This is a genomic window from Aquisalimonas sp. (assembly GCF_007120195.1).
Taxonomy (GTDB): domain Bacteria; phylum Pseudomonadota; class Gammaproteobacteria; order Nitrococcales; family Aquisalimonadaceae; genus Aquisalimonas.
Genome location: NZ_SKOG01000211.1, coordinates 1 through 25,117, shown reverse-complemented (window position 1 = coordinate 25,117; position 25,117 = coordinate 1). Strand labels below are relative to the sequence as shown.

24 protein-coding genes are annotated in these 25,117 nt (G+C 62.8%); 21 read left to right on the top strand and 3 right to left on the bottom strand.

Going from position 1 to position 25,117, the window contains the following annotated elements; all coding sequences use genetic code 11:
- Positions 1-15: 15 nt before the first annotated feature.
- Positions 16-903, bottom strand: coding sequence for a lysophospholipid acyltransferase family protein (locus QZT63_RS15035; protein ID WP_290652310.1), 888 nt, complete (start codon positions 901-903; stop codon positions 16-18).
- Positions 904-1,059: 156 nt separating this feature from the next.
- Here QZT63_RS15035 and QZT63_RS15030 point away from each other — a divergent pair, with 156 nt between their 5' ends.
- From QZT63_RS15030 to QZT63_RS14945, 18 genes are all read left to right on the top strand, one after another.
- Positions 1,060-1,578, top strand: a complete 519-nt coding sequence (locus QZT63_RS15030) for a hypothetical protein (protein WP_290652309.1) — start codon at positions 1,060-1,062, stop codon at positions 1,576-1,578.
- A gap of 352 nt (positions 1,579-1,930) precedes the next feature.
- Complete coding sequence (gene dtd, locus QZT63_RS15025) at positions 1,931-2,380, top strand: D-aminoacyl-tRNA deacylase (RefSeq protein ID WP_290652308.1); 450 nt, start codon at positions 1,931-1,933, stop codon at positions 2,378-2,380.
- 60 nt (positions 2,381-2,440) lie between these two features.
- Complete coding sequence (gene hisB, locus QZT63_RS15020; RefSeq protein ID WP_290652307.1) at positions 2,441-3,034, top strand: imidazoleglycerol-phosphate dehydratase HisB; 594 nt, start codon at positions 2,441-2,443, stop codon at positions 3,032-3,034.
- 79 nt (positions 3,035-3,113) lie between these two features.
- Entirely contained in the window at positions 3,114-3,761 is a 648-nt protein-coding gene (gene hisH / locus QZT63_RS15015) for an imidazole glycerol phosphate synthase subunit HisH (RefSeq protein ID WP_290652306.1), read from the top strand.
- 10 nt (positions 3,762-3,771) lie between these two features.
- The gene (gene hisA, locus QZT63_RS15010; RefSeq protein WP_290652305.1) at positions 3,772-4,524 is read left to right on the top strand and encodes a 1-(5-phosphoribosyl)-5-[(5-phosphoribosylamino)methylideneamino]imidazole-4-carboxamide isomerase; all 753 of its coding nucleotides are present in this window, start codon (positions 3,772-3,774) and stop codon (positions 4,522-4,524) included.
- Positions 4,521-5,306: an imidazole glycerol phosphate synthase subunit HisF gene (gene hisF / locus QZT63_RS15005; RefSeq protein ID WP_290652304.1), complete on the top strand. Its 786-nt coding sequence runs from the start codon at positions 4,521-4,523 to the stop codon at positions 5,304-5,306. Before hisA ends, hisF begins: the two co-directional genes overlap by 4 nt.
- On the top strand, positions 5,303-5,695 hold the full coding sequence (hisI, locus tag QZT63_RS15000; RefSeq protein WP_290652303.1) for a phosphoribosyl-AMP cyclohydrolase: 393 nt from the start codon (positions 5,303-5,305) through the stop codon (positions 5,693-5,695). Before hisF ends, hisI begins: the two co-directional genes overlap by 4 nt.
- On the top strand, positions 5,688-6,020 hold the full coding sequence (locus QZT63_RS14995; protein WP_290652302.1) for a phosphoribosyl-ATP diphosphatase: 333 nt from the start codon (positions 5,688-5,690) through the stop codon (positions 6,018-6,020). The genes hisI and QZT63_RS14995 overlap by 8 nt, the downstream gene beginning before the upstream one ends.
- A gap of 36 nt (positions 6,021-6,056) precedes the next feature.
- Positions 6,057-6,338, top strand: coding sequence for a twin-arginine translocase TatA/TatE family subunit (gene tatA / locus QZT63_RS14990; protein WP_290652301.1), 282 nt, complete (start codon positions 6,057-6,059; stop codon positions 6,336-6,338).
- Positions 6,339-6,463: 125 nt separating this feature from the next.
- Positions 6,464-6,904, top strand: a complete 441-nt coding sequence (gene tatB, locus QZT63_RS14985) for a Sec-independent protein translocase protein TatB (protein ID WP_290652300.1) — start codon at positions 6,464-6,466, stop codon at positions 6,902-6,904.
- A complete protein-coding gene (gene tatC, locus QZT63_RS14980) occupies positions 6,891-7,667 on the top strand; it encodes a twin-arginine translocase subunit TatC (RefSeq protein ID WP_290652299.1) in 777 nt (258 codons plus the stop codon). Before tatB ends, tatC begins: the two co-directional genes overlap by 14 nt.
- Before the next feature lie 578 nt (positions 7,668-8,245).
- Positions 8,246-11,092, top strand: coding sequence for a 2-oxoglutarate dehydrogenase E1 component (locus QZT63_RS14975; protein WP_290652298.1), 2,847 nt, complete (start codon positions 8,246-8,248; stop codon positions 11,090-11,092).
- Between the two features lie 101 nt (positions 11,093-11,193).
- Entirely contained in the window at positions 11,194-12,510 is a 1,317-nt protein-coding gene (odhB, locus tag QZT63_RS14970; protein WP_290652297.1) for a 2-oxoglutarate dehydrogenase complex dihydrolipoyllysine-residue succinyltransferase, read from the top strand.
- Between the two features lie 55 nt (positions 12,511-12,565).
- Complete coding sequence (gene lpdA / locus QZT63_RS14965) at positions 12,566-13,981, top strand: dihydrolipoyl dehydrogenase (RefSeq protein WP_290652296.1); 1,416 nt, start codon at positions 12,566-12,568, stop codon at positions 13,979-13,981.
- Between the two features lie 223 nt (positions 13,982-14,204).
- On the top strand, positions 14,205-15,203 hold the full coding sequence (locus QZT63_RS14960; RefSeq protein WP_290652295.1) for an oxidoreductase: 999 nt from the start codon (positions 14,205-14,207) through the stop codon (positions 15,201-15,203).
- Position 15,204: 1 nt separating this feature from the next.
- A complete protein-coding gene (gene prpB, locus QZT63_RS14955) occupies positions 15,205-16,089 on the top strand; it encodes a methylisocitrate lyase (protein ID WP_290652294.1) in 885 nt (294 codons plus the stop codon).
- A 62-nt stretch (positions 16,090-16,151) separates the two neighbouring features.
- A complete protein-coding gene (prpC, locus tag QZT63_RS14950; protein ID WP_290652293.1) occupies positions 16,152-17,279 on the top strand; it encodes a 2-methylcitrate synthase in 1,128 nt (375 codons plus the stop codon).
- Positions 17,280-17,356: 77 nt separating this feature from the next.
- Positions 17,357-18,802 (top strand): bifunctional 2-methylcitrate dehydratase/aconitate hydratase, encoded by a 1,446-nt coding sequence (locus tag QZT63_RS14945; RefSeq protein ID WP_290652292.1) that lies wholly within the window; start codon positions 17,357-17,359, stop codon positions 18,800-18,802.
- A 76-nt stretch (positions 18,803-18,878) separates the two neighbouring features.
- On the opposite strand, the gene QZT63_RS14940 is transcribed toward QZT63_RS14945, so the two are convergent.
- Together QZT63_RS14940 and QZT63_RS14935 are read right to left on the bottom strand one after the other, a co-directional pair.
- Entirely contained in the window at positions 18,879-19,295 is a 417-nt protein-coding gene (locus QZT63_RS14940; RefSeq protein ID WP_290652291.1) for an Hsp20/alpha crystallin family protein, read from the bottom strand.
- A gap of 21 nt (positions 19,296-19,316) precedes the next feature.
- Entirely contained in the window at positions 19,317-19,766 is a 450-nt protein-coding gene (locus QZT63_RS14935) for an Hsp20/alpha crystallin family protein (protein ID WP_290652290.1), read from the bottom strand.
- A gap of 678 nt (positions 19,767-20,444) precedes the next feature.
- Between QZT63_RS14935 and QZT63_RS14930 the strand changes: the two genes are divergently transcribed.
- Genes QZT63_RS14930 through QZT63_RS14920 form a run of 3 tightly spaced genes read left to right on the top strand, consistent with a single transcriptional unit; the run spans position 20,445 to position 24,836 of the window.
- On the top strand, positions 20,445-22,763 hold the full coding sequence (locus tag QZT63_RS14930; RefSeq protein ID WP_366637214.1) for an EAL domain-containing protein: 2,319 nt from the start codon (positions 20,445-20,447) through the stop codon (positions 22,761-22,763).
- A gap of 49 nt (positions 22,764-22,812) precedes the next feature.
- Positions 22,813-24,369 carry a PAS domain-containing sensor histidine kinase gene (locus tag QZT63_RS14925; RefSeq protein ID WP_290652288.1) on the top strand — a complete coding sequence of 519 codons (1,557 nt, stop codon included), beginning with the start codon at positions 22,813-22,815 and terminating at the stop codon, positions 24,367-24,369.
- A complete protein-coding gene (locus tag QZT63_RS14920; protein ID WP_290652287.1) occupies positions 24,366-24,836 on the top strand; it encodes a response regulator in 471 nt (156 codons plus the stop codon). The genes QZT63_RS14925 and QZT63_RS14920 overlap by 4 nt, the downstream gene beginning before the upstream one ends.
- Positions 24,837-25,117 lie beyond the last annotated feature (281 nt).

Below are 25,117 nucleotides of genomic sequence, written 5' to 3'. Positions count from 1 at the left end.
CACTGCCGCCAGGGCCTACGCCCGCCCGTACGGGTTGGGTTGACCGTTGGGCGCCGGCCGGAAGCGGCGGTAGGTCCATTGGTATTGCGCCGGCGCCATGCGCACACAGGCCTCCACGCCGGCATTCACCGCGGTGGCTGCCGTCACCGGGTCCGGATCGTCAACGCCTGGTGGGGCCGGCATGACATGAAAGCGGAACCCACGCCCCCAGGGCAGCCGCTCCATGAATGCAAACAGAACCGGTGCGCCGGTCTTGCGGGCCATTTGCGCGAGTAGCCCCATGGTTTGGGCCGGCACGGCGAAAAACGGCGCGAAGTCACCACTGTCCCGTGGTGTCTGATCGGGCAGGATGCCCACCAACTCACCCTGACGCAGGGCCTTGTACAACTGCCGGATCCCTGCCGCGGTGGCGGGCAGTGCCCGCGAGCCGTGGCGTTGCCGTACTTCCACCAGCAGCGGCTCCAGATCAGCTGTCCGCGGCGGCCGGTATAGCACGTGCACGCGGAAACGGCGGCTGACAAACACGTTGACCAGCTCCCAGTTGCCCAGATGGGGTCCGGCCAGAAGCAGGCCCGTGTCGCTGGGCCAGCGGGCCGCTATGGTTTCCAGGGCCTCGGGATTAACCACCAGGCGTTGCAGGCGGTGGTCGCCGGCGTACCAGACGATCCCGGTCTCCATGACCTGTTTACCCAGTTCACGGAAGCTCGCCCGCAGCAGCCGCCTGCGTGCGCGGACGTCCATGGCGGGAAAGCACAAGCGCAGATTGACCTCGGTAATATGCCGGTGCCGGCTCGGAACGCTGCCGGCAACCGCGCCGAGCAATGCGCCGATGGCTTGCGCGACCGGCAGGGGCAGCAAGCTGACGAGACGCAGTAATCCGCGAATAAGGTGGATCCTTTGCACAGGCCTCCCCGAGTTTGTGAATCAGGGCTCAAGTGCCCTGCTACAATTATGGACGCCAGTATATCGGCTCTGTCGTGTCCGGAAGGCCGGGCATCTATCCTCGGCTCCGCTGCCCTTGGGGCTGCGGAGCCGATAAACCAATGAACGGAGGACAAAATGGACTGGAACAAGCAGATGGAACAGTTGGTGAGCAGCTGGACTGAAACCCAGCGCAAGATGTGGGATAGCTGGTTGGCCACAGTCAAGCAGTTCAGCGAGAACCTGCCAGAAGGTGCCGGCGGGGCAGGGGCCAGCTACAAGGCCAATCTGGAGGCATGGGAAAAGGCGGTCCGCCAGGCCCTGGAGGCGCAGAACGAATGGGCGAAGCGCTTCTCCACGCAGGCCGGGCAGCAAAGCCCGGAAAGCATGGAGCAATGGAGCAAGCAGGTGCAGGAGATGATGAAAGGCTGGACCGAGTCCCAGCAGCAGTTGTGGGATGCATGGTTGAGCAGTATGCGCAAAATGGACATGAGCGAAATGTCCAGCCAGTGGGAGAAGGAGAGCCGGCAGGTCATGGAAGCCTGGCAGCAGGCCGCGCAACGGGCGCAAGAAACCATGGTGGAGTTGGCCCGTGTTGGCGGGCAACAAACGGGGTCAGGAAAGCCGGGGGGGAAAGGGTCAGGCAGTGCCAAGTAGCCCGCAGGCCATGACGCCTTGAAAAAAGTACAACCGGCACCGTCCGTGTGCCGGTTGTCAGGTCTACTTATTTTTGTTGAGGCGCCCTGCGCGGTTAGTCCGTTAACCCGCGCTCATCCCTGAGTCGCAGTTGGCGCAATCCATGTTGTTGCTTTTATCTCCTTACCATCCGTGGTGTGTCGGGCATCCTGCCGTTCAGCTGACAGGTCCAGCTTGCCACAGCCGTGGCCCGGGTGAAGTCGGCAAAACCCGACACGTCTTGTAAGCATTTTCTTACAACGGCGTGCATTGAGCCCGCTTCCCCCGGGCTTCTGCCCGGGGCCCGTTGGGCCAAGCGAACAGGAGGCCTGTGGTGATCGGTCTGTTGCAGCGGGTCTCGCAAGCGTCCGTTATGGTCGCGGGGGAGACTCTCGGGCGTATAGATACCGGGCTGGCTGTGCTGGTTGGGGTGCAGCGGGGGGACGGCGCGCGGGAGCGGGATCGGCTGCTTGAGCGCGTGTTGGGTTACCGCGTATTTCCGGATGCCGACGGTCGCATGAACCGCTCCGTGCAGGCTGTCGGCGGCGGTTTGTTGCTAGTGCCCCAGTTCACGCTGGCTGCGGATACGCGCAAGGGCACGCGTGCCGGGTTTGGCCCGGCGGCGGCACCGGAGGAGGGCCGGTATTGGTTTGAGAGTCTGGTGGAGGCCGCGCGGGCGGCGCATGCGCCGGTGGCCACCGGGCGTTTCGGTGCGCATATGCAAGTCTGGTTGATCAACGACGGTCCCGTGACCTTCTGGCTGGAGACCTCTCCCTCGCGCTGATGATCCCGTGTGCTATGATGCCCAGCCGTCCCCGGCACACCGCGAACAGGCGCCTTACCTATGGCTGAGCGTAAAGCCACTGTCGAGCGCAAGACCCTGGAGACCCAGGTTCATGTGAGCTTGGATCTCGAGGGCCAGGGCCAGGCCGAAATCGACATTGGCGTCCCGTTCCTGGAGCATATGCTGGATCAGGTGGCTCGGCACGGATTGTTGGATCTGCGTATCAAGGCCAATGGTGACACCCATATCGACGACCACCACACGGTGGAAGACGTCGGTATTGCGCTGGGTCAGGCGCTGCGTCATGCCGTCGGCGACAAGAAGGGGATTCGCCGCTTCGGCCATGCGTATTGTCCGCTGGATGAAGCGCTGTCGCGGGTGGTGATCGACCTTTCAGGGCGGCCCGGGCTGACGTTCCACGTGCGCTATCCGCGGGATACCGTCGGCGGTTTCGATGTGGAGCTCGTGCGGGAGTTCTTTCAGGGGTTTGTCAATCACGCCTTTGTCACCCTGCACGTGGACTCGATTCGGGGCGTGAACACGCATCATGTCATTGAGACGGTATTCAAGGCGACCGGGCGGGCACTGCGGATGGCCATAGAGCCCGATGCACGCATGACCGACACGACCCCCTCGACGAAGGGAACCCTCTAGTGTCCTGTAACCGAAATGCGTTGTCTGACGAATTTCAATTACAGGACACTAGTTCGCCTTAGCCAGAGGATTCGCAGCGATGGCGACCATCGCGGTCATAGATTACGGCATGGGCAATCTGCGTTCTGTGGGCAAGGCCCTGGAGCATGTGGACGCGCGTTCCCGCATCCTGGTGACCGATGACCCGGCAACCATCCGCCGCGCCGATCGCGTGGTGCTGCCCGGGGTGGGGGCCATCCGCGAATGCATGGCACAACTGCGCCGGCTGGAACTCGACGCAGTCATCCGTGAAGTGGGGTCAAATAAGCCGTTTCTGGGGGTGTGTCTGGGTATGCAGGCCCTGCTGACCACCAGCGAGGAAAACGGCGGCATGGAGGCTCTGGGTATGTTCCCGGGCGAAGTTCGCCACTTTACCGCCTGTTTCGCCGAGGCCGGCGTGCCGACGCCGGGCAAGGTGCCGCATATGGGCTGGAATCAGGTCCGTCAGACGCGAGCGCACCCCTTGTGGCGCGGCATTCCCGATGGCAGCTGGTTTTATTTCGTGCACAGTTATTTCGTGCCGCTTCTCGATGATGCATGGACGGCGGGGATGACGACCTATGGATTGGAGTTTACCGCAGTCATCGCGCGCGAGAACATCATCGCGACGCAATTCCACCCGGAGAAGAGCCAAACGGCCGGGCTCGCGTTGCTTGCCAATTTTACCCGCTGGGACGGGACCGCATAGGCTGGAGATTATGTTGCTCATACCCGCCATTGACCTGAAAGACGGAAGATGTGTCCGCCTGCGCCAAGGCAATATGGATGACGAGACCATTTTCTCCGATGATGCCCTTGCGATGGCTGAGCGGTGGATTGCCGCCGGTTCGCGGCGTATCCATATCGTCGACCTCAACGGGGCTGTGCGGGGGTTTCCGGTCAACGCCGACATCATCGGTCGCGTCGCGGAGACGTTTCCGGACGTGGAGATCCAGATCGGTGGCGGCATCCGGGATTTCACCACCATTCAAACCTATCTGGATGTCGGGGTCGATTACGTCATTATTGGCACTCAGGCCGTGCGTACCCCTCATTTCGCCGACGAGGCCTGCCTGAAGTTCCCTGGACATATTATCGTTGGTCTGGACGCGCGCGACGGCAAGGTCGCGATAGAGGGCTGGTCCAGGAACTCCGGTCAGGATGTCGTGGAGATGGCCCAACGCTTCGAACAGGCCGGGGTGGAGGCGCTGGTTTTCACGGATATTGGCCGCGATGGCATGATGCGGGGTGTGAATACGGGTGCGACGCGCGAACTCGCGCGCAGCGTCGATATCCCGGTCATCGCCTCGGGTGGTGTCACCACGTTGGAGGATGTGCGTGACCTCTGCGACGCCGGTCGGGACGGTGTCTGGGGTGCGATCATCGGCCGCGCGCTGTATGAGGGCAAGCTCGACCTGCGTGAGGCGCAGAAGGTGGTCAACGGTCACGACGCCTCCAGAGGCGTTTCATGACGCTGGCCAAGCGCATTGTCCCCTGCCTGGATGTCGATCAGGGGCGCGTGGTCAAGGGTGTCAAATTCGTCGACATCCGCGATGCGGGTAATCCGGTGGAGATCGCACAGCGCTACGATCGCGCTGGAGCCGACGAGATCACGTTCCTGGACATCACCGCCAGCTCCGACGGGCGCGAGACCCTGGTGCAGGTGGTCGAGGCCGTGGCCTCGGAAGTCTTCATGCCGCTGACCGTCGGCGGCGGCATCCGCACGCCGGCCGATATTCGGCGCATGCTCAATGCCGGCGCCGACAAGGTCGGCATCAATACCGCTGCCATTGATAACCCGGACTTCGTGCACCAGGCCGCGCAGCGCTTTGGCTCACAGTGCATCGTGGTCGCCATTGACGCCAAGCGGGTCAGTGGCGCGGATGAGCCCTCGCGCTGGGAGGTGTTCACCCACGGTGGCCGGCGACCCACCGGGATCGACGCGGTGAGCTGGGCGCAGCGCATGGCGGCAAGCGGTGCCGGTGAGATCCTGCTCACCAGCATGGATCGCGACGGCACGCGCGAGGGGTTCGACATCTCCCTGACCCGCGCGGTCAGTGATGCCGTCCCCGTTCCCGTGATTGCCTCCGGCGGGGTCGGTTGTCTCCAGCATCTGGTCGAGGGCGTCGTTGGCGGGGGTGCTGATGCGGTGCTGGCGGCGAGCATCTTCCACTTTGGCGAGCACACCATCGCCGAAGCCAAGGCTTACATGGCCGCCCAGGGGGTGGTTGTGCGCCTGGCGGAGGACCCATGAGCGAGACGCGCTGGCTCGGCGAGCTGGCCTGGAGTGATGACGGCCTGCTCCCGGCGGTGGCGCAGGATGCGGATACCGGGGAGGTGCTCATGGTCGCGTGGATGAACCGGGACGCTCTCGCCGCCACCGCGGACCAGGGCGAAGCCGTCTACTGGTCGCGCTCGCGCGGCCGCCTCTGGCGCAAGGGCGAGGAGTCGGGCCATACCCAGACCGTACGCGAGATCCGCCTTGACTGCGATCGTGACGTCATCTTGCTGAAAGTCGTCCAGCACGGTGGCATCGCCTGCCACACTGGGCGGCGGAGCTGTTTTTACCGCCGCCTGCACAATGGGCACTGGGAGTCTGTGGAGCCGGTAGTGCGTGATCCGAAGGAGATCTATCGTGAATGAGCAGGCCAGTGACACAGTGCTGATCACCCTCCACCAGGTGCTCGAAGCCCGCAAGCATGAAGCGCCGGGCAATTCTTACGTGGCCTCGCTGTACGACAAGGGGCTCGACGCCATCCTCAAGAAAGTCGGTGAAGAGGCCACGGAGACAGTCATTGCGGCCAAAGGCGGTGATCATGCGCAGATAGTTTATGAAACCGCCGATCTGTGGTTCCATACTCTGGTAATGCTCGCGGCCGTGGATCTCGGCCCCGCCGACGTCTTGGCCGAGCTGGAGCGCCGCTTCGGGCTCTCCGGGGTGGACGAAAAAGCGTCCCGCCCGTCTTGAATAACGCACGGTTGGCCGTGCAGGAGTGATACGTTAATGGGTATCGGTGGAATCAGTGTTGGTTCGTTGCTTGTTATTCTGCTTATCGTGTTGCTGCTTTTTGGCACCAAGAAGCTTCGCAACGTTGGCACCGACCTCGGTGGTGCGATCAAGGGCTTCCGCTCGGCCATGAAAGACGGCGAGCAGAGCGGGACGGAGGAATCGGAGACCGACAAGCCCGAGGGCGACCCCGCCCAGCTGAGCCAGTCGGCCGAGAATGACGCCGGAAAGGCCGCCGATGCGCGGGAGCATGCGCGCTCCCGGGAGCATTCCTCCTAGGTGTGCCTGGCTAGCTTTCGGTCGCCTCGGGTGAGGGCCCCCGGCCTGGCCAGACGATGGCCCGCCGCTTTGAAGTGGCGGCAGCCATCCTATGCCCGCTGACCGCAGGACACCCGCCAGCCAGCATGTTTGATATCAGCTTCCCGGAACTTCTGATAATCCTCGTGGTGGCGCTCCTGGTCATTGGGCCGGAGCGGCTGCCGCGCGTTGCGCGGACCATGGGCCTGTGGGTCGGGCGTGCCCGATCCGTGTTCAATTCTGTGCGGCGTGACATTGAGCGCGAAGCCAAGCTGGACGAACTGCGCAAGGCCGAGCGCGAATTCCGCAAGGATTTGGATCTCGGGCTCAATGAAGATGTCATGAAGGACGACAGCGGCCCGAAGAAGGCGAAGCCCGGGGCACGCAAGCGCAAGCCGACGCGTCCTCGGGCCGGGAGGTCCATCGCGGACGACGATCCGCCGGCGTCGGATACCACGGCTCCGGACAGTCAGGCCTCAGGCGCCGGGGCCGCCGAGTCCGATGATGATGCCCGCAAGCGTGGACGAGGCGACGATGGCAATACCTGAGTTCGACGAGGATCGCCCGTTCCTGAGTCATCTACTGGAGCTGCGCACCCGCTTGATGCGCGCTCTGGGGGTGACGCTGGTGGCGTTCCTGGTCATCTACCCGTTCTACAGCCACCTGTTCACATTTGTGGCTTCGCCGCTGCGGCGTGTGCTTCCCGACGGCGAACTGCTGGCCATCCAGGTCGCGTCCCCGTTTCTCATCCCGATGAAGTTGTCCTTGGTGGCGGCGCTGTTTGTCGCCATGCCGTACCTGCTCTATCAGCTTTGGGCGTTCGTCGCACCCGGGTTGTATCGCCATGAACGCAATCTGGTCTGGCCATTATTGATTTCGAGCACGCTGTTGTTCTACTTCGGCGCCCTGTTTGCCTACTTCGTCGTGCTGCCTCTGGTTTTCCCGTTCTTTGCAGGCGTCGCGCCGCTCGGTGTGAGCTACCAGCCGGACATCAGCGAGTACTTAAGCTTTGTCCTCACCATGCTGGTGGTCTTTGGGCTGGCGTTTGAGGTGCCGATCGCCACCATGCTGATGATCCGAACGGGCGCGACCACGCGCGCCGCACTGGCGGCAAAACGTCCCTATGTGATCGTTGCGGCATTTGCGGGGGGCATGCTGCTGACGCCGCCGGATATTATCTCCCAGGTCATGCTTGCGATCCCGGTTTGGCTTTTGTTTGAGCTCGGCCTGTGGCTGTCCCGGTGGTATGGCGTGCGCGCGCCTGAAGAGGAAGCCGAAGGCGTTGACGACTCCCGTGCCGGTGGCGAATGAGGTCGGCCGGCCATGCGCGGCCTCACGCGACCGCTGGGGGCGCGAACCGGTCGCCAGAGGCCGTAAGCGGGAACGCCTGTTGAACCGCAGTGAACCCGCGCGCGTACTTGCCCAGCCGCCCGGTTGACGGCAGCGATAACACGCGACGCTGCGGAGCCCTCATTTGGCCTAGTGGCTGTGATCGCGCGAGGATGGCGGTTGCCTCCGAGCGGCTTACCGAGGTACTTTACCATGCGAGGAGAGATCCAATTAAGAAATTGACTAGTTAGTAAGTTTCCCAGGTCGCACGCCGTCGCTGCCAATGCGCATCGCGATCAACGCAATATGGCATCCTCTCGGGAGGTGGCTGACAATCATGGGGAATACCCCATCTCAGCGAATGCTCCGGCACGGAGCACGGCGTCGGGGTGGCGCCGGTCCAGCCGCGCCGTCTTCCATGGATCCTGGCGCCTGCGGCGCGCTCGAAAGCTCCCGCCGTGCAGCATCCCCGCCATTTCCCGGCATCCCGGCCGGTCTCTTCCCTTGCGGCCCTATTTGCTACGCTTTCCCAAGCGTCATGACGACGAAGGTGGTATGACATGAAAGCTTCGTTCCAGCAGCTCCAGAGCAACTCCTACCTTGCCGGTGGCAACGCGTCGTTCATTGAAGACCTCTACGAGCAGTACCTCAGTGATGCTTCCCAGGTACCCAAGGAGTGGCGGGTCTATTTTCAGGGTCTCGAGGACGCGGGGCCACGCCAGGCCCGGGACGTTTCACACAGCCAGGTGCGCGAGGAATTCGTCCGGCTTGCCCGGCGCAATGGTGGCGCCGGCACGGTCGCCGCCAGCGGCGACGGCGCAGGCGTGATTCCTGTGGCGCCGGACGCGCTGGAAAAGCAGGCCGCGGTGCTGCGGCTGATCAATGCCTGGCGTGTTCGCGGTCATCAGGCAGCAGATCTGGACCCGCTCAACCTGCGTGATACGCACCGGATTCCGGACCTGGATCCCGCCTTCCACAACCTCACGGAAGCGGACATGGAAGGGACGTTCAACACCGGCTCGCTGTTTACGGCAGACCGGATGAAGCTGCGCGACATCATTGCCTTCCTCAAGGCGACCTACGGCGGGACCATCGGCTCCGAGTACATGCATATCACGGATACGAGCGAGAAGCGCTGGATCCAGGAACATTTGGAGCGGGTGCAGGGGCGCCCGACGTTGGATACTGATCAGCGCCGGACGATTCTCGAACGGCTCTCGGCCGCGGAAGGCATCGAAAAATACCTGCATTCCAAGTACGTCGGGCAGAAGCGGTTCTCTCTCGAGGGCAGCGAAGTGCTCATACCGTTGCTCGACGAAGCCATCCAGCGCAGTGGTCGCCAGGGTGTCAAGGAACTGGTCATGGGGATGGCGCACCGGGGCCGCCTCAACGTCCTGATCAACATTCTCGGCAAGTCGCCGGCGGAGCTCTTCCAGGAATTCGAGGGCAACTTCAACCTGGAGAACGCCGGCTCCGGAGACGTCAAGTACCACCTGGGTTATTCCTCGGACATCCAGACGCCCGAGGGGCCCTTGCACCTGGCGCTCGCGTTCAACCCCTCCCACCTGGAGATTGTAAATCCCGTCGTAGTGGGCTCGGTCCGGGCGCGCATGCAGCGCCGGCACGATCGTATGGGCGAAGAAGTCCTGCCCCTCCTGATACACGGCGATGCCGCGTTCGCCGGCCAGGGGGTGGTCATGGAGACGTTCCAGCTCTCGCAGGCGCGCGGGTTTTACACGGGTGGCACTGTCCACGTTATCGTCAACAACCAGATCGGCTTCACCACCTCCAACCCCCTGGACACGCGCTCGACGCTCTACTGCACGGAAGTGGCGAAGATGGTGCAGGCGCCGATCTTCCACGTGAATGGGGACGATCCGGAAGCCACGCTGTTTGTGACGCAGCTGGCGCTGGACTTCCGCCAACGCTTCAAGAAGGACGTGGTGATCGACGTCATCTGCTACCGCCGCCACGGCCACAATGAGGCCGACGAGCCGGCAGCCACGCAGCCGATGATGTACAGCAAGATCAAGAAACATCCGTCCGTACGCAAGCTGTATGCTAAGAAGTTGGCCGAGCACGGCGTGATCGCCCCGGAGGACATGGAGACCATCAGCCGGGACTACCGCGACGCGCTGGATAATGCCGAGGTGGTCGCGCCACATATGCTCACCGGGGTGCGCAACGACTACGCCGTGGACTGGGGAACCTACTTCCAGGGCAACTGGGATGACCCGGTGGACACGAACCTCTCGCCCAAGGTGTTGAGGGAGCTGAGCGACGTCCTGCAGCAGCTGCCGGATCGCTTCGAGCTCAACCCTCGGGTCAGTGGCATTATGGAGAGCCGGCGCAAGATGGGCGCGGGCGCCCTGGCCATGGACTGGGGCTTCGCCGAAACCATGGCGTACGCGGGGCTGCTGCGCGAAGGCTACAACATCCGTTTGACCGGCCAGGACAGCGGCCGCGGCACGTTCTCCCACCGACACGCCGTGCTGCACAACCAGCAGGACGGCAGCACCTATGTGCCGCTGAAGAACATCACCACCGAGCACGAGGATTTCGTCATTATCGACTCGCTGCTCTCGGAGGAGGCGGTGCTTGGGTTCGAGTATGGCTACGCCACCAATGACCCCCGCACGCTGGTGATCTGGGAGGCACAGTTCGGTGATTTCGTCAACGGCGCCCAGGTTGTCATCGACCAGTTCATCACCTCTGGCGAGACCAAGTGGGGGCGGCTCTCCGGCCTGACCATGTATCTCCCGCATGGCTACGAGGGCCAGGGCCCGGAGCACTCCTCGGCGCGGCTGGAGCGCTTCCTGCAGCTGTGCGCCGACCACAACATTCAAGTGTGTGTGCCGACGACGCCGGCGCAGTTTTTCCACATGATCCGGCGGCAGCAGTTGCGAAGCTATCGCAAGCCACTAATCGTAATGACACCCAAGAGTCTCCTGCGCCATAAGCTCTCCACCTCGGCGCTGGAGAACTTGACGGAAGGCCACTGGCACAACGTCATCGACGAGATCGACGATATCAAGGCCAAAGATGTTCGCAGGGTGATCCTATGCAGCGGTAAGGTCTACTATGATGTCCTTACGGAACGTCGGAACCGCGAAATCAAGGACACGGCCATTGTGCGGCTGGAGCAGCTCTACCCATTCCCGGAGAACGATCTCTCGGCACTGCTGCGGCGCCGCTACGGCAAGGCCAAGACTATCGTCTGGTGCCAGGAAGAGCCCAAGAACCAAGGGGCGTGGTATTCCAGCCAGCATCATTTCCGGCATTGCATGAAGGAAGGACAGGAGCTCCACTATGCGGGCCGCGCCGCTTCGGCATCGCCGGCCGTGGGCTACCCCAAGATTCACCATGAACAGCAGCGCAAACTGGTCGAGGAGGCCCTGTCGATCTAACCTTTAGGGTTGCGACTGCACCCATGCATCGAGGCCGGGCCCGCGCGGCCCGGCTCCGCCCTATCCGGATCAACCGGAACTAAAAACAAGCGAGGCACTGGATGAGCATCGAAATCAAGGTACCGCCGCTACCGGAATCCGTCTCCGAAGCTACCGTGGTGACCTGGCACAAGCAGCCCGGTGATGCGGTGAGCCGGGATGAGAACCTCGTCGATATCGAGACGGACAAGGTCGTTCTGGAGGTGCCGGCGCCGAGTGATGGCGTGCTCGGTGACATCAAGGCCGGCGAAGGCGAGACGGTGATGGCCGACCAAGTCATCGGCACGCTCGAGGAGGGCGCCGCCGCGGGGAGTGGCGGTGGCGGCGAGGCGGCCAAGGGGGCATCGCCTGCCTCCGAGGCCCCTGCCGAAGCCGAGTCGACGCAGGCGAAGGGCACCGGTGGCGGCGCCGCGGCTGCCGTTCAGGACACGGAACTCAGCCCCGCCGTGCGACGGCTGGTCGCCGAGAATGACCTCAATCCCCAGGCCATCGAGGCGACGGGGCCCGGTGGTCGGATCACCAAGGAAGACGTCCTCCGTCATATGGAAGGCGATTCAGCAGGCAGTGGCTCCAAGGCCGAACCCGCCCACCCACCCACACCACCGGCACGCGATCCCTCCAGGGAGGCTAAAGAAGCCGAGGCGGCGCCCGGCGGTGCACCGCCGGCTGCGGCAGGCGAGCGGACCGAACGCCGGGTGCCCATGACCCGGCTGCGCCAGCGCATCGCCGAGCGCCTGGTGGAAGCCCAGCAGACGGCTGCCATGCTGACCACCTTCAACGAGGTCAACATGAAGCCGGTCATGGACCTGCGTGCCCGCTACAAGGAGCAGTTCGAGAAAACACATGGCGTGAAGCTCGGCTTCATGAGCTTCTTCGTCAAAGCGTCCTGTGAGGCGCTCAAGCGCTTTCCAGCAGTGAACGCGTCCATTGACGGCACCGACATCATCTATCACGGCTACCAGGACATCGGCATCGCGGTGAGTTCCCCCCGGGGCCTCGTGGTCCCGGTACTGCGTGACGCGGATCACCAGAGCTTCGCGGATATCGAGGCCAATATCGCCGACTTCGGCAAGCGCGCCCGTGACGGCAAGCTGACCATGGACGAACTGACCGGGGGGACGTTTTCCATTACCAATGGTGGGATCTTTGGCTCGCTGCTGTCCACGCCCATCATTAATCCGCCGCAAAGCGGCATTCTCGGCATGCACAAGACCCAGGAGCGGCCGATGGTGGTCAATGGCGAGATCGTCATCCGACCCATGATGTACCTGGCCGTGTCCTATGATCATCGCATCATCGACGGTAAGGAGGCGGTGAGCTTCCTGGTGGCGCTCAAGGATTGCATCGAGGATCCGGCCCGCCTGTTGCTCGAGGTCTGAGCCGCGTGGTCGCTCGGGTGTGTGCCCGGGACTTAAGCCAATATCGGGGGTAAGCATGTCCAAGAATTATGATGTCATCGTCATTGGCGGTGGGCCGGCCGGCTATGTGGCCGCCATTCGCGCCGCGCAGCTCGGCCAGAACACCGCGGTGGTCGATAATTTTATCTACAAGGGCGAACCGTCTCTGGGTGGCACCTGCCTCAATGTGGGCTGCATTCCCTCCAAGGCCCTGCTCGACTCCTCGGAGCAGTATCACAGGGTGACCCACAGGTTGTCGGCGCACGGCATCAAGGCCAAGGACGTGGAGCTGGACGTCAAGGAGATGATCAAGCGCAAGGACAAAGTGGTGAACGAGCTCACCGGGGGCATTGCGCAGCTGCTCAAGGCCAACAAGATCGACTGGCTGCAGGGGCATGGCAAGTTGCTGGACAACAAGCAGGTACAGGTCACACGGCACAAGGGCGAACAGGAGACCTACCAGGCCGAGAACATTATTCTCGCCCCGGGATCGCTGCCGATCGAGATCGACGCCGCCCCCCTTGACGAGCGCATCGTTGACTCCGCCGGTGCCCTGGAGTTCGACGAGGTGCCCAAGCGGCTCGGTGTCATCGGCGCCGGCGTCATCGGCCTGGAGATGGGCAGTGTCTGGAGCCGTCTGGGCTCAAAGGTCATTCTGTTGGAGGCCCTGGATGAGTTTTTGCCGGCGGTCGATCAGCGTGTCGCCAAGAGTGCCCTGACGGAGTTCAAGAACCAGGGCCTCGATATCCGCTTCGGAGCGCGGGTGACCAACACAAAGACGGCCAAGAACGTCACCGTTCATTACGAGGACAAGGACGGCAAGCAAAGTATCCAGGTGGACAAACTGGTGGTCTGTGTCGGGCGCCGGCCTGCCACCAACGACCTCTTCTCGGAGGACGCCAACCTGCTCCTGGACGAGCGGGGCTTCGTCAACGTGGACGACTATTGCCGCACCAACCTGCCCGGCGTCTACGCCATCGGCGACGTGGTGCGTGGGCCCATGCTGGCCCACAAGGGTTCAGAAGAGGGCGTCATGGTGGCTGAGATTATTGCGGGCGGCAACGGCCACATGAATTACGAAACTGTACCCTGGGTGATCTATACCCACCCGGAGATCGCCTGGGTCGGGCGCACCGAGCAGTCTTTGAAGTCTGCCGGGGTGCCGTACAAGACAGGCACCTTCAATCTCAGTGCCAGTGGCCGGGCACGTGCCATGGAAGATATGGCCGGGATGGTCAAGGTCATTGCCCACGCCGAGACGGATCGCATACTCGGCGTACATATCGTCGGGCCCCAGGCCTCCGAACTCATCGCCGAGGCCGTGGTCGCGATGGAATTCCATGCCAGCGCCGAGGACCTCGCGCGCATCATTCATGCCCATCCCACGTTGTCAGAGGCGGTGCATGAGGCGGCACTGTCCGTCTCCAAACGGGCGATTCACAAGGCAAACTGAGGCTTGCTCGGGGTGGGGCGCCGCCCGCTGCGGCGGCGCCCGATGTGACCAATCCAACCTCCTGGCTAGTATTGAAACAAGAAAGGGTTAAGAGTGCCGGTAAAACGGCCCCGCTCCCCCTTGTAAGCCGCTCGAGCGTGGGTTTTCTGTACTATCCTTTTGATTTGACACCGTTTCGAGAGCGGCTCTTGTACCGCGTTAGGCTACCGTTTAGGGGGTTATTATGAGTTCGTTCAAGGCTTTGCGCATTCACCAGGCGGACAAGGGTGTTGACCCGCGCCTCGAGGACATCACGCTGGACGACCTCGCCGAGGGCTCGGTGGAACTCCGGTGTGCGTGGTCCGGCATCAATTTCAAGGACGCCCTGGGCATCACCGGCAAGGGCAAGATCGCGCGTAAGTTTCCTCTGGTGGCCGGTATCGATGTCTCCGGCACGGTCGAAGCTTCCGAGGATCCGCGTTACAAGCCGGGGCAGAAAGTGCTGGTAACGGGTTGGGGGCTTGGTGAGACCCATGACGGGGGGTTCGCCGAGCGGGCGCGGGTGCGCGGTGACTGGGTGGTCCCGTTGCCCGACGAACTGGACCTGCGTCGCGCCATGCTCGTGGGCACGGCCGGCTTTACTGCCGCGATGGCCTTGGTGCGTATGGAGCAGAACGGGCAACGCCCGGATCAGGGACCGGTGGTGATGACCGGCGCCAGCGGCGGGGTCGGCAGTTTCGCCACACGGTTGTTCAGTCGTGCCGGCTACAATGTCACCGCCGTCACGGGCAAGGCGGATGCTGCGGAGTATCTCAAGGGTCTTGGCGCCAGCGCCATCCTGGACCCCGCCGATGTGGACTACGGTAAGCGGCCGCTTGAGAAGGCGCAGTGGGCCGGTGCCGTGGATGCGCTGGGCAGTGAAACGCTGACTTGGCTGACGCGCACGGTCCAGCCCTTCGGCACGATTGCCGCTATCGGCAACGCCCAGGGAATCGAGCTCAACACCAGCGTCCTGCCGTTCATCCTGCGCGGCGTCAGCCTGGTCGGCATCGACTCCGTCTACTGTCCGCCGAGCCTCCGGCTTCAGATTTGGGAGCGGGCGGCGCAACTGCTGCGTGAGGAGGATTTCAACGCCATCTGCCACAGCGAACTCACATTGGACGACGTGCCCCAGGCGTGCGCTGACCTCATGGACCGTAAGGTCCGAGGGCGCATGTTGGTGCGCTTGAGCGGAGAACATTGACATGAGCGCGATGCAGACCGCCGGCGCCCGTTTCCGGGCCGCCCTGGAGGCCGAACGCCCACTCCAGATTGCAGGCACCATTAACGCCTATTCCGCGCTACTGGCGCAACGCGCAGGTTTCCGTGCCATCTACCTGTCCGGTGCTGGTGTCGCCAATGCATCCTATGGCCTGCCTGATCTGGGTATTACCCAGCTGGCGGATGTGGTGGAAGACGCCCAGCGCATCACCGCCATTACGGACACGCCGTTACTGGTCGATGTCGATACGGGCTGGGGTAGTGCGTTCAACATCGCGCGGACGATGCGCGAGATGGAGCGGGCCGGTGTGGCCGCTATTCACCTGGAAGACCAGGTCGCCGCCAAGCGCTGCGGCCACCGCCCGAACAAGGAGCTTGTCTCACGCGACGAGATGGTTGACCGGGTCAAGGCCGCTGTGGATGCCCGCCTGGATGAACAGTTTGTGTTCATGGCCCGTACCGACGCCTATGCCTCAGACGGGATGGAGGCTGCCCTGGATCGGGCGAATGCTTACGTGGAAGCTGGCGCGGACATGATCTTCGCCGAGGCGCTGCACAGCCTGGAGGAGTTCCGGGCGTTCGCCGAGCGCGTCCCCGCTCCGGTACTGGCGAACATCACCGAATTTGGCCAGACGCCGCTGTTCACAACACATGACTTGCGGGATGCCGGTGCGCGCATGGTGCTCTACCCGCTCTCGGCCTTCCGCGCCATGAGCCGGGCGGCGGAGCAGGTGTACGCGGGCATTCGCGAACACGGTACCCAGGCCACAGTGGTGGACGCCATGCAAACGCGGGCAGAGCTCTACGACGTGCTTGGCTACCATGAGTATGAGCAAAAGCTTGACGCGCTATTTCGCAAGGACCCGTGACGCAAAACGCGCGTGCCCAGGGGCGCGTCGGCTCACCTTTACCAGTTAGAGAGAGGCAGACCATGGCGGACGAGAAAATTGGCGGCACCGGCTTGCGCGGGCAAAGCGCCGGCGCCACTGCATTGAGCACCGTCGGAGCGAAGGGGACCGGGCTGACCTACCGTGGCTATGACGTGCACGACCTCGCTGACAGAGCCAGCTTCGAGGAGGTGGCCTACCTTCTCCTCTACGGCGAGTTGCCCACCCGCAGCCAGCTCGATGCCTACGTGGAGCGTCTCAAGGGGCTACGCGAGGTGCCGCAGCCCCTGCGCGAAGTCCTCGAGCGCATCCCCGCCAATGCCCATCCCATGGATGTGATGCGCACCGGGGCCTCCATGCTCGGCAACCTGGAGACGGAGACGGATTTTTCCCAGCAGCAGGCAGTGGCCGACCGGCTGCTCGCCGCTCTGCCGTCGATCATCACCTACTGGTACCGCTACTCCCACGACGGCGTACGCATCGATACGGTGACCGACGACGCCTCCATGGGCGGGCATTTCTTGAAGCTGCTCCATGGCAAGCCGGCGAGCCAGTTGCACGCGAACGTGATGAATGTCTCGCTGATTCTCTACGCCGAGCATGAGTTCAACGCCTCGACGTTTACCGCCCGGGTCTGCGCGTCCACGCTGTCCGACATGCACTCCTGCGTCACCGGTGCCATCGGCTCCCTGCGTGGCCGGCTGCACGGTGGCGCCAACGAGGCGGCCATGGCCATGCTCGAGCAGTGGTCCACCCCGGAGGAAGCCGAGCGCGGGCTCACGGCCATGCTGGAGCGCAAGGAGAAGATCATGGGTTTCGGCCATGCCATCTACCGCCACTCCGATCCGCGCAACGCCGTGATCAAGGCCTGGGCAAAGAAACTGGCCGCGGATGTCGGCGACACCACGCTCTATCCGGTGAGCGAGGCGGTGGAAGCGTTCATGTGGGACAAAAAGAAGCTCTTCGCCAACGCCGACTTCTACCACGCCTCCGCCTATCACTTCATGGGCATTCCCACAAAGCTGTTCACGCCCATCTTCGTGATGTCCCGGGTCACCGGCTGGACAGCGCACGTCATGGAGCAGCGGGAGAACAACCGCATCATCCGGCCAAGTGCCGATTACGTGGGACCGGATCTGCGCGAGGTCCCGCCCATCGACCAGCGGGGCTGAGGTTCAGCCACTCGGAGGCGCGCACCCGCCACGGGGCGAATGCGTCGGAACAACGGAACCACCAGGAGAACCAATCCATGTGCGCCGATATCCGCAGCGCCAAGCGACCGGATCCCGATCAGGAACTCGTCGATATGGCCGAGTACGTCGCCAACCAGGCCATCACCAGTGACGAGGCCTATGACACCGCCCGCCATATGCTCATGGACAGCTTGGCCTGTGCCATGCTCGCCCTGCAGTATCCGGCCTGCACCAAGCTGCTCGGGCCCGTGGTGCCGGAAGGCCAGATCAGCAACGGCGTCAAGGTGCCCGGCACCAGCTACCAGCTCGATCCGGTCCAGGGCGCTTTCAACATCGGCGCCATGATCCGCTGGCTGGATTTCAACGACACCTGGCTCGCCGCCGAATGGGGCCATCCGTCCGACAACCTGGGCGGTGTCCTGGCCGTGGCCGACTACATCAGCCGCCGCAACGTCGCCAACGGCAAGGCGCCGCTGACCATGCGCGACGTGCTCACCGCGGCCATCAAGTGCCACGAGATCCAGGGAGTGATCGCACTGGAGAACAGCTTCAACCGCGTGGGGCTGGACCATGTCATGCTCTGCCGCATTGCGACCGCGGCTGTCGCCACCCATCTGCTCGGTGGCGACAAGGGCGACGTCATCAACGCCCTCTCTCACGCCTGGATCGACGGCTGCAGCCTGCGCACCTACCGCCATGCGCCGAACACCGGTTCGCGCAAGAGCTGGGCGGCGGGGGATGCATCGGCGCGCGGCGTGCGCTTGGCGCTGATCACCCGCACCGGCGAAATGGGCTACCCGTCAGCGCTGTCCGCCAAGGGCTGGGGGTTCAACGATGTGCTGTTCAAGGGCAATGGCCTGAAATTCACCCAGGGCTATGGCAGCTACGTCATGGAGAACGTGCTGTTCAAGATCTCCTTCCCGGCGGAATTCCATGCCCAGACCGCGGTGGAAGCCGCGATGTCTCTGCATGAGCAGGTGAGGGACCGCCTCAATGAGATCGACAAGGTGGTGATCGAGACCCAGGAAGCCGGGGTGCGCATCATCGACAAGACCGGTCCGCTGGACAACCCGGCCGACCGTGACCACTGCATTCAGTATATGACCGCCATCCCACTGATCTTCGGCCGCCTCACAGCAGACGATTACGAGGACGCCGTTGCCAGGGACCCGCGCATTGATGCCCTGCGGGAGAAGATGGAGGTCACCGAAAACAAGGACTTCTCCAAGGATTACTTCGACCCGGATAAGCGCTCCATCGGCAACGCCGTGCAGGTGTTCTTCAAGGACGGCTCCAAAACCGATCGCGTGGCCGTGGAATATCCCATCGGCCATCGCCGGCGCCGCGACGAGGGCATTCCGGTCCTGGTGCAGAAATTCGAGAGCGCCCTCACCACACGTTTCGCACCACGCCAGGCTGAGTCCATTCGCAAGGCCTGTGAGGACCAGATCAAGCTGGAAAAGCTGCCGGTCAACGAGTTCATGGATCTTTGGGCGCTGTAAAGTCGCCGGCGCACACAATGAAACAATCTAGGGCCACGCCCAGCGGCGCGGCCCTAACGCGCTCCAGCAGCTGCGCTTACGCCGTCTGGATCTCGATGCGCCGCCGGCGGTGGCTCTCGTGCTTCGGCAGTCGAACCGTCAGCACGCCGTCCTTCATGGACGCCTCGACATTGCCGGTATCGATGTCGTCACCCAGGGTGAAGCGACGGGCATACCGGCTGGCGCGAATCTCGGCGAACATGGGCGTCACGTTTTCTGGCATGTCCACCGTGATCCGGCCCTCGACTTCGAGGACTTTGTTGCCGATCTCGAGGTTCAGCGTGTCCTTGGTCACGCCTGGCATATCCGCCACCAGGTAGAGCGCATCGCCTTCCTCGTAGATTTCCACCGGCGGCACCAGACTGCGCTCGTCACGCCGGCGGTCATCCTGCTGCAGCAGGTGATCGCGCTGCTGCTCCATCGCCGTGCCCTGTGCCTTTTCCATCTCGGTCATGGCCAATCACCTCCTTTGTCATTACGCCGCCTGAATCTCGATCTTGCGCGGACGCTGCTCGGTCGATTTCTCCAGCCGGATGCTGAGCACTCCGTCCTGCATCTGCGCCTGCACCTTGTCCGCGTCAATGCGCTCCGGCAGCCGAACGGCGCGGCTGAAATCACCGGCGAAACGTTCCCTGCGGTAGTACGTGCGCTCCTCGCTCCCACTCTCCGCCTTGCGTGTGCCGTTAATGAATAGCGTATTGTTCTCGATACCCAGATCCAGGTCGTCCTTGCGCAACCCGGGGGCAAACACATAGACGTTCACTGCGTCTTCCGTCTCGCCGACATTGACGTAGGGGAACGCACCCCGCGGAGCAGAACGCAGATCGGTGGTCCCGAAGTCGCCGAATGTCTCATCCATTAGCCGCAACGCACGGCTCAGCTCGTTAAACACCGGAACATCGAAACGTGCCAGATCACCGAACATAACCCATCACCTCCGTGAGTAACCGACCCGATTGTGAAGCCCTCTCCACCGGGCCGGCCGGCAGCGGCCTTTGAGGCCGCCGGGCCGTTCCCGGGCACTATCCAAAATAGGGTCACAGGCGTGGTTTTCAAGGGCTGGAATGTAAAAAAAACAATGATGGTCAGCATGTTGACGAGCCATCCTGGCCGGGACAGGTTGGCCACAGGGGTTATCCTGCCTGGGACACGAAGTCGCCGTCGGACTGGGTGACCGGGCGCTGAGCAGCGGCGCACACGCCTTCTTCAACGAAGTGACCATCTCTGCAGAGACTCACCGCCCGCGCGCACCCTGATCGTCAGCGGGCTTCAAGACCTTTACGGCATGCGGGCCAACGATAAGCCGGCACACTCCCCGGATAGGGCGGTTTCTGAGCAAGTGCCTGCGTCAAGCTCTCGTCGGGTCAGACGTGTTTGATGGTCGAATGCTCCATTGTGGGTTTCGGGGTCACCACGTCCCAGTCCCGCGATATAATCGAGTGTCGGTTTCCCTGCTCCGACGAGTCCGTGCACCGCGCGTAGAAGAATGCCGGAACCGGGTTGAACGGCAGGGGTGAAGGAGGGCTTGGGCCTCATGACCTTGGGAATTGTGAGCCCGAGCACAGAATGTGGGAAAGAAACCGGCTAGGACTGAACGAGGGTGATGTCCAGCCAGCCCCGGTCGTTGCCAAAACCCGACAGCTGCGCGATAGAAAACGCGGGGGACAGCAGTGGGGCACGACTGCATCCAGCGTTTAGGAGTGTCCGAGTGTCTGGAGAATTCAGGCATCCGCTGCATGGTGGTGCTAGCGGCAACTTTGAGCGAACAGGCGTATTGGGCGCCGGAAAGTCCGCGCAGAAATCACCCAGAGCGGGGAAGGTTCCCGTCATGCCAGTAGCCGCCAGCCCGGGCAGCAGTGGCAAGCGAGATGGCGTTGGACACGATCGCGCTGGCAGCCATTCGAAGGCCGTCAACGCATTGCGCCGTGGCGCTCCCTCGCAGGGGTTGCGGATACTCCTGGTCGAGGACAGCGATGGTGACGCGGACTTGTGTCGTGCCTATTTGGAAGAGGGCTTCGGCAGCCGGGCCAAAATCGTCCGTGTGACCCGGTTACGGGATGTTCAGGAGGCACTGGATCAACACGATATGGATGTTGTGTTGCTGGATCTGGGCCTGCCGGATTCAATGGGTGTGCAGTCCGTCGTCGCCGTGCGGCGTATGGCGGCGGATGTGCCCATCGTCGTGCTCACGGGGAACCGTGATGCGCAACTGGGAGTGCAGGTCATCCAGGAGCACGCCCAGGACTATTGCGCCAAGCAGGACCTCAACCCCGCTCTACTTACTCAGTCCATTCGCCATGCCATCGAGCGGCACCGCCTCCAGACCCAGTATGCCCGGCTGCTTGAGTCCAGCCCCGACGGCATCGTGGTGCTGGATCAAGACAACAAGACGTTGTTCGCGAATCAGACCGCCTGCGAGATGCTGGGTCTGAACCCTCTGAGGTGTGTCGGCACCACCTTGCCAATGGAGTTTGCCGCACCGAAATCGGACGAAATCGTATTGCCGAATCGACAGGTGGCGGAAATCAGATCGGTCCCCGTCGACTGGAATAAGAGCCCGTCGATGCTGTATTCATACCGGGACATTACCGCGCGCAAGCAGGCGGAATCGCGGCTACAGCAGATGGTCCAGTATGACGAGCTGACCGGTCTGGCGAACCGGAATTTTTTCTTCGACTGTTTGGGCCGGCTTGTGGGCGGCATCCGCCGGGAAGGCGGTATGCTCGCCATGCTGTTCATGGATCTGGACCGCTTCAAGTACATCAATGACACCATGGGACACGACGCCGGCGATGAGCTGCTGCGACAGGTGGGGAAGCGACTCAGCAATAGCGTTCGACAAGGCGACTTACTCGCTCGTCTGGGCGGAGACGAATTCGCACTGATCCTGAACCACATCGCGGGACCGGAGCAGGCTGCGCACGTCGCCCAGAAGCTGCTTCAGAATCTCGAGAAGCCGTTGGCGGTTCATGGATCGAAGGTCAGCGTTGGCATGAGCATTGGCATCGCCACTTATCCCCAGTGCGGAAACAATGTACAGGACATCTACCGCGCCGCCGATACGGCTATGTATCGCGCCAAGGAACAAGGCAAGAATCAGTTCCAGTTTTTTGCCGACCACATGCAGCACCGGGTCGAGGAGCGGATCCGAATCGAGCAGGCCGTCAGGCGAGTGGCGGCGGACGACGCGTTCTGGCTCGCCTACCAGCCCCAGGTGCGTGCCAGGGATGGTATGCCGGTAGGCGTGGAGGCGTTGCTGCGCTGGCCGGATCACGCGCCACCCGTGTTCACGCCGGCGGAATTCATACCTGTTGCCGAAGACATCGGTCTGATCAATGGGATAGGACGCAACGTGCTGCATTCCGCCGCCACCATGGCGGCACAAACCGGCCGGCTGCTTGGTCTGCCGTTACGGGTTGCAGTCAACGTGTCCATGCGCCAGCTTTACGCGGAGCATCTTTATAGCGAGATTGAAACGGTTCTGAATGCAACGGGATTGCCGCCGGACCGGCTCGAAGTGGAACTCACCGAAAGCTCGGTCATGGGCGATCCGGTACGCGCTCAGCGCACGCTGGCGGCGATCAGGACCCTGGGCGTATCCGTGGCCATTGATGATTTTGGCACCGGCTACTCGTCGATGAATTATTTGCGCCGTCTGCCCGTTGATGTGCTCAAGATCGATCGCAGTTTCGTCGCGGAAATCGGCCGCAATCCCGAAACAGAAGCCATCTTGCACAGCCAGGTCCATCTTGCCCGCGCCCTCGGCCTCAATGTCGTGGCCGAGGGCGTGGAGACGGCCGAGCAGTGGGATTTTCTGGTCGGTGCCGGCTGCGATTGCCTGCAGGGATACTACGTCTGCCGCCCTGATACGCAACAACGCATTACCGACTGGCTGTGTGGCAGTGGTTCGCGCGGCTCGTGATGATCGGGGATGGCAGGGCGATTCCCGTCGATGATAAAGCGGGGGACTGGTGACAAGCCGCTCCGGTAGGGACAGGACCAACGAACTGAAGGCGACGGAGAAGCAGTACCGGGATGTGATCGACGCGTCCCCTTCCGCCTTGGTCATGGTCGACCCCCAGGGCCGCATCGCCCTGGTGAACCGTGCGGCGGAACAACTCTTCGGATACACCCGCGAGGAGTTGCTGGATCACCCTGTGGAAATACTGGTCCCCGAGTCGGTGCGGGGCAATCATGACGCGTATCGGAATCGGTATTTCACGAGTCCCGAACCCCGGATGATGGGGCAGGGACGGGACTTGCACGGAAGGCACAAGGGCGGCAACGAAATTCCCATCGAGGTGGGGTTGACGCCCATCAAAATGCCGGGCGGCACGTATGTGCTAAGCGCCATCGTCGACCTCACGCGCCGGAAGGAGGCGGAACAGCAACTGGCGGGGAAAACGGCCGAGATCCAGGCGGCCGAGCGCCGGTACCATGCAGTGGTGGATGCCTCCCCCTCCGCGCTGGTCATGATCGATGGGCAGGGACGAATCACCCTGACAAATGAGGCCGCGGAGCGGTTGTTTGGCTACGGCCATGGGGAGCTCCTCGGGCAATCGGTGGAGACGCTCATACCGCCCCGACTACGGAACCAGCACGCCTCCTACCGCACGGCCTTTTTCGAGCAGCCGGAGCCCCGGGTGATGGGTCAGGGCCGGGATCTGTATGGGATGAGCAAGCACGGGGTGAAGATCCCCATCGAGGTGGGGTTGACGCCCATCGAGATGCCGGATGGCATCCATGTGCTGAGCGCCATTGTTGACCTGACGCATCGCAAGCGGGCACAGGAGGCCCTTGCCCAACAGGCCGAAGAGTTACGCCGGTCCAACACCGAGCTCGAGCAGTTCGCCTATGTCGCCTCCCACGATCTACAGGAGCCACTGCGCATGGTCAGAAGCTACACGGAACTCATGGAACGAAAGCTCGAGCCGCATCTGGACGACAAGACGCAAAAATACATGCAGTATGTCATCGACGGCGCGGAGCGGATGCAGCGCCTGATCAGCGATCTGCTGATGTACTCCCGTGTCGCCCGCGGTGAGTTGGACACGCAGGGCGTGGACGCCAACCGTGTCGTCGCCCACGTGGCTAACCTGTTGAGTGTGGCGGTGGCGGCGCACCCCGGGGCGGAGGTGACCTGGGACAGGTTGCCGACCGTCTACACCACCGAATCAATGCTGGTGCAGCTGTTTCAGAACCTCATCGGCAACGGTCTCAAATTCCATGGTGATGAGCCGCCCAGGGTGCATGTCTCCTGTGTCGGAGAAAAAGGGTTCTGGCGCTTCTCGGTACAGGACAACGGCATCGGGATTGACCAGAAGTACGCCGACCGTGTATTTCTGGTGTTCCAGCGGCTTCACGAACGAGCGCGTTTCCCGGGTACGGGTATCGGGCTTGCCGTGTCGAAGCGCATCGTGGAGCGCCACGGCGGCCGCATCTGGTTTCAATCCGAGCCAGGGCATGGCAGCACGTTCTACTTCACCCTCTCCAAGAATCCGAAACCCGGCAAGGGGGTCGATGCATGAGCAGGCGACCACGCCCCGTCGACATTCTTCTGGTGGAGGACAATCCCGCCGACGTCGACTTGACGCTCGAGAGCTTTGCCGAGGCGGGAATCGCCACCCGGCTGCATAGCGTAACCGACGGCGAGATGGCTCTGAGGTTTTTGCATCGCAAAGGAGAGTACGCGGACGCGATCACGCCGGATGTGATTCTGCTGGACCTCAACCTGCCCGGCCTGGACGGACGTGAGGTCCTGGGGGAGGTTAAATCCGACCCGGGCCTGAAACATATCCCCGTAGTGGTCCTTACATCCTCGGAAGCGGAAGCGGACGTGCTCGCCAGCTATCAATTGCACGCCAACTGTTACATCAACAAGCCGGTCGGCCTTGTTCAGTTCGACGCGGTGGTCAAAGCCTTCGAGAATTTTTGGCTCGAGGTCGTCGTTTTGCCTCCTTCCCCTGCGAACGCGGATTACACCGGCAGGCGCTGACTGTCTGCGCGGCCGGGCCGCGGCTGAACGGGCCTACGCGCGCGTCGTCAATCCCGTTGAACCCGACACGCCGGTGTGACGCCGACTTCGGCTCAGCCGGAGGCCCCACCCACCCGAGCGGCGTCCCGCCTTATCGGGCGTGCGACTGGCAAACCGCTGCAAGCGCCCCCCATCGATTTGCGGCTGACGCCCAACGCCTCACCGCGGGCCTGAATGCTCGTTGAATCCCTCGTAGTCCCACGCCCTGAACTCCTGGTGCATCCGTTCGGCCTCTGTGGCTG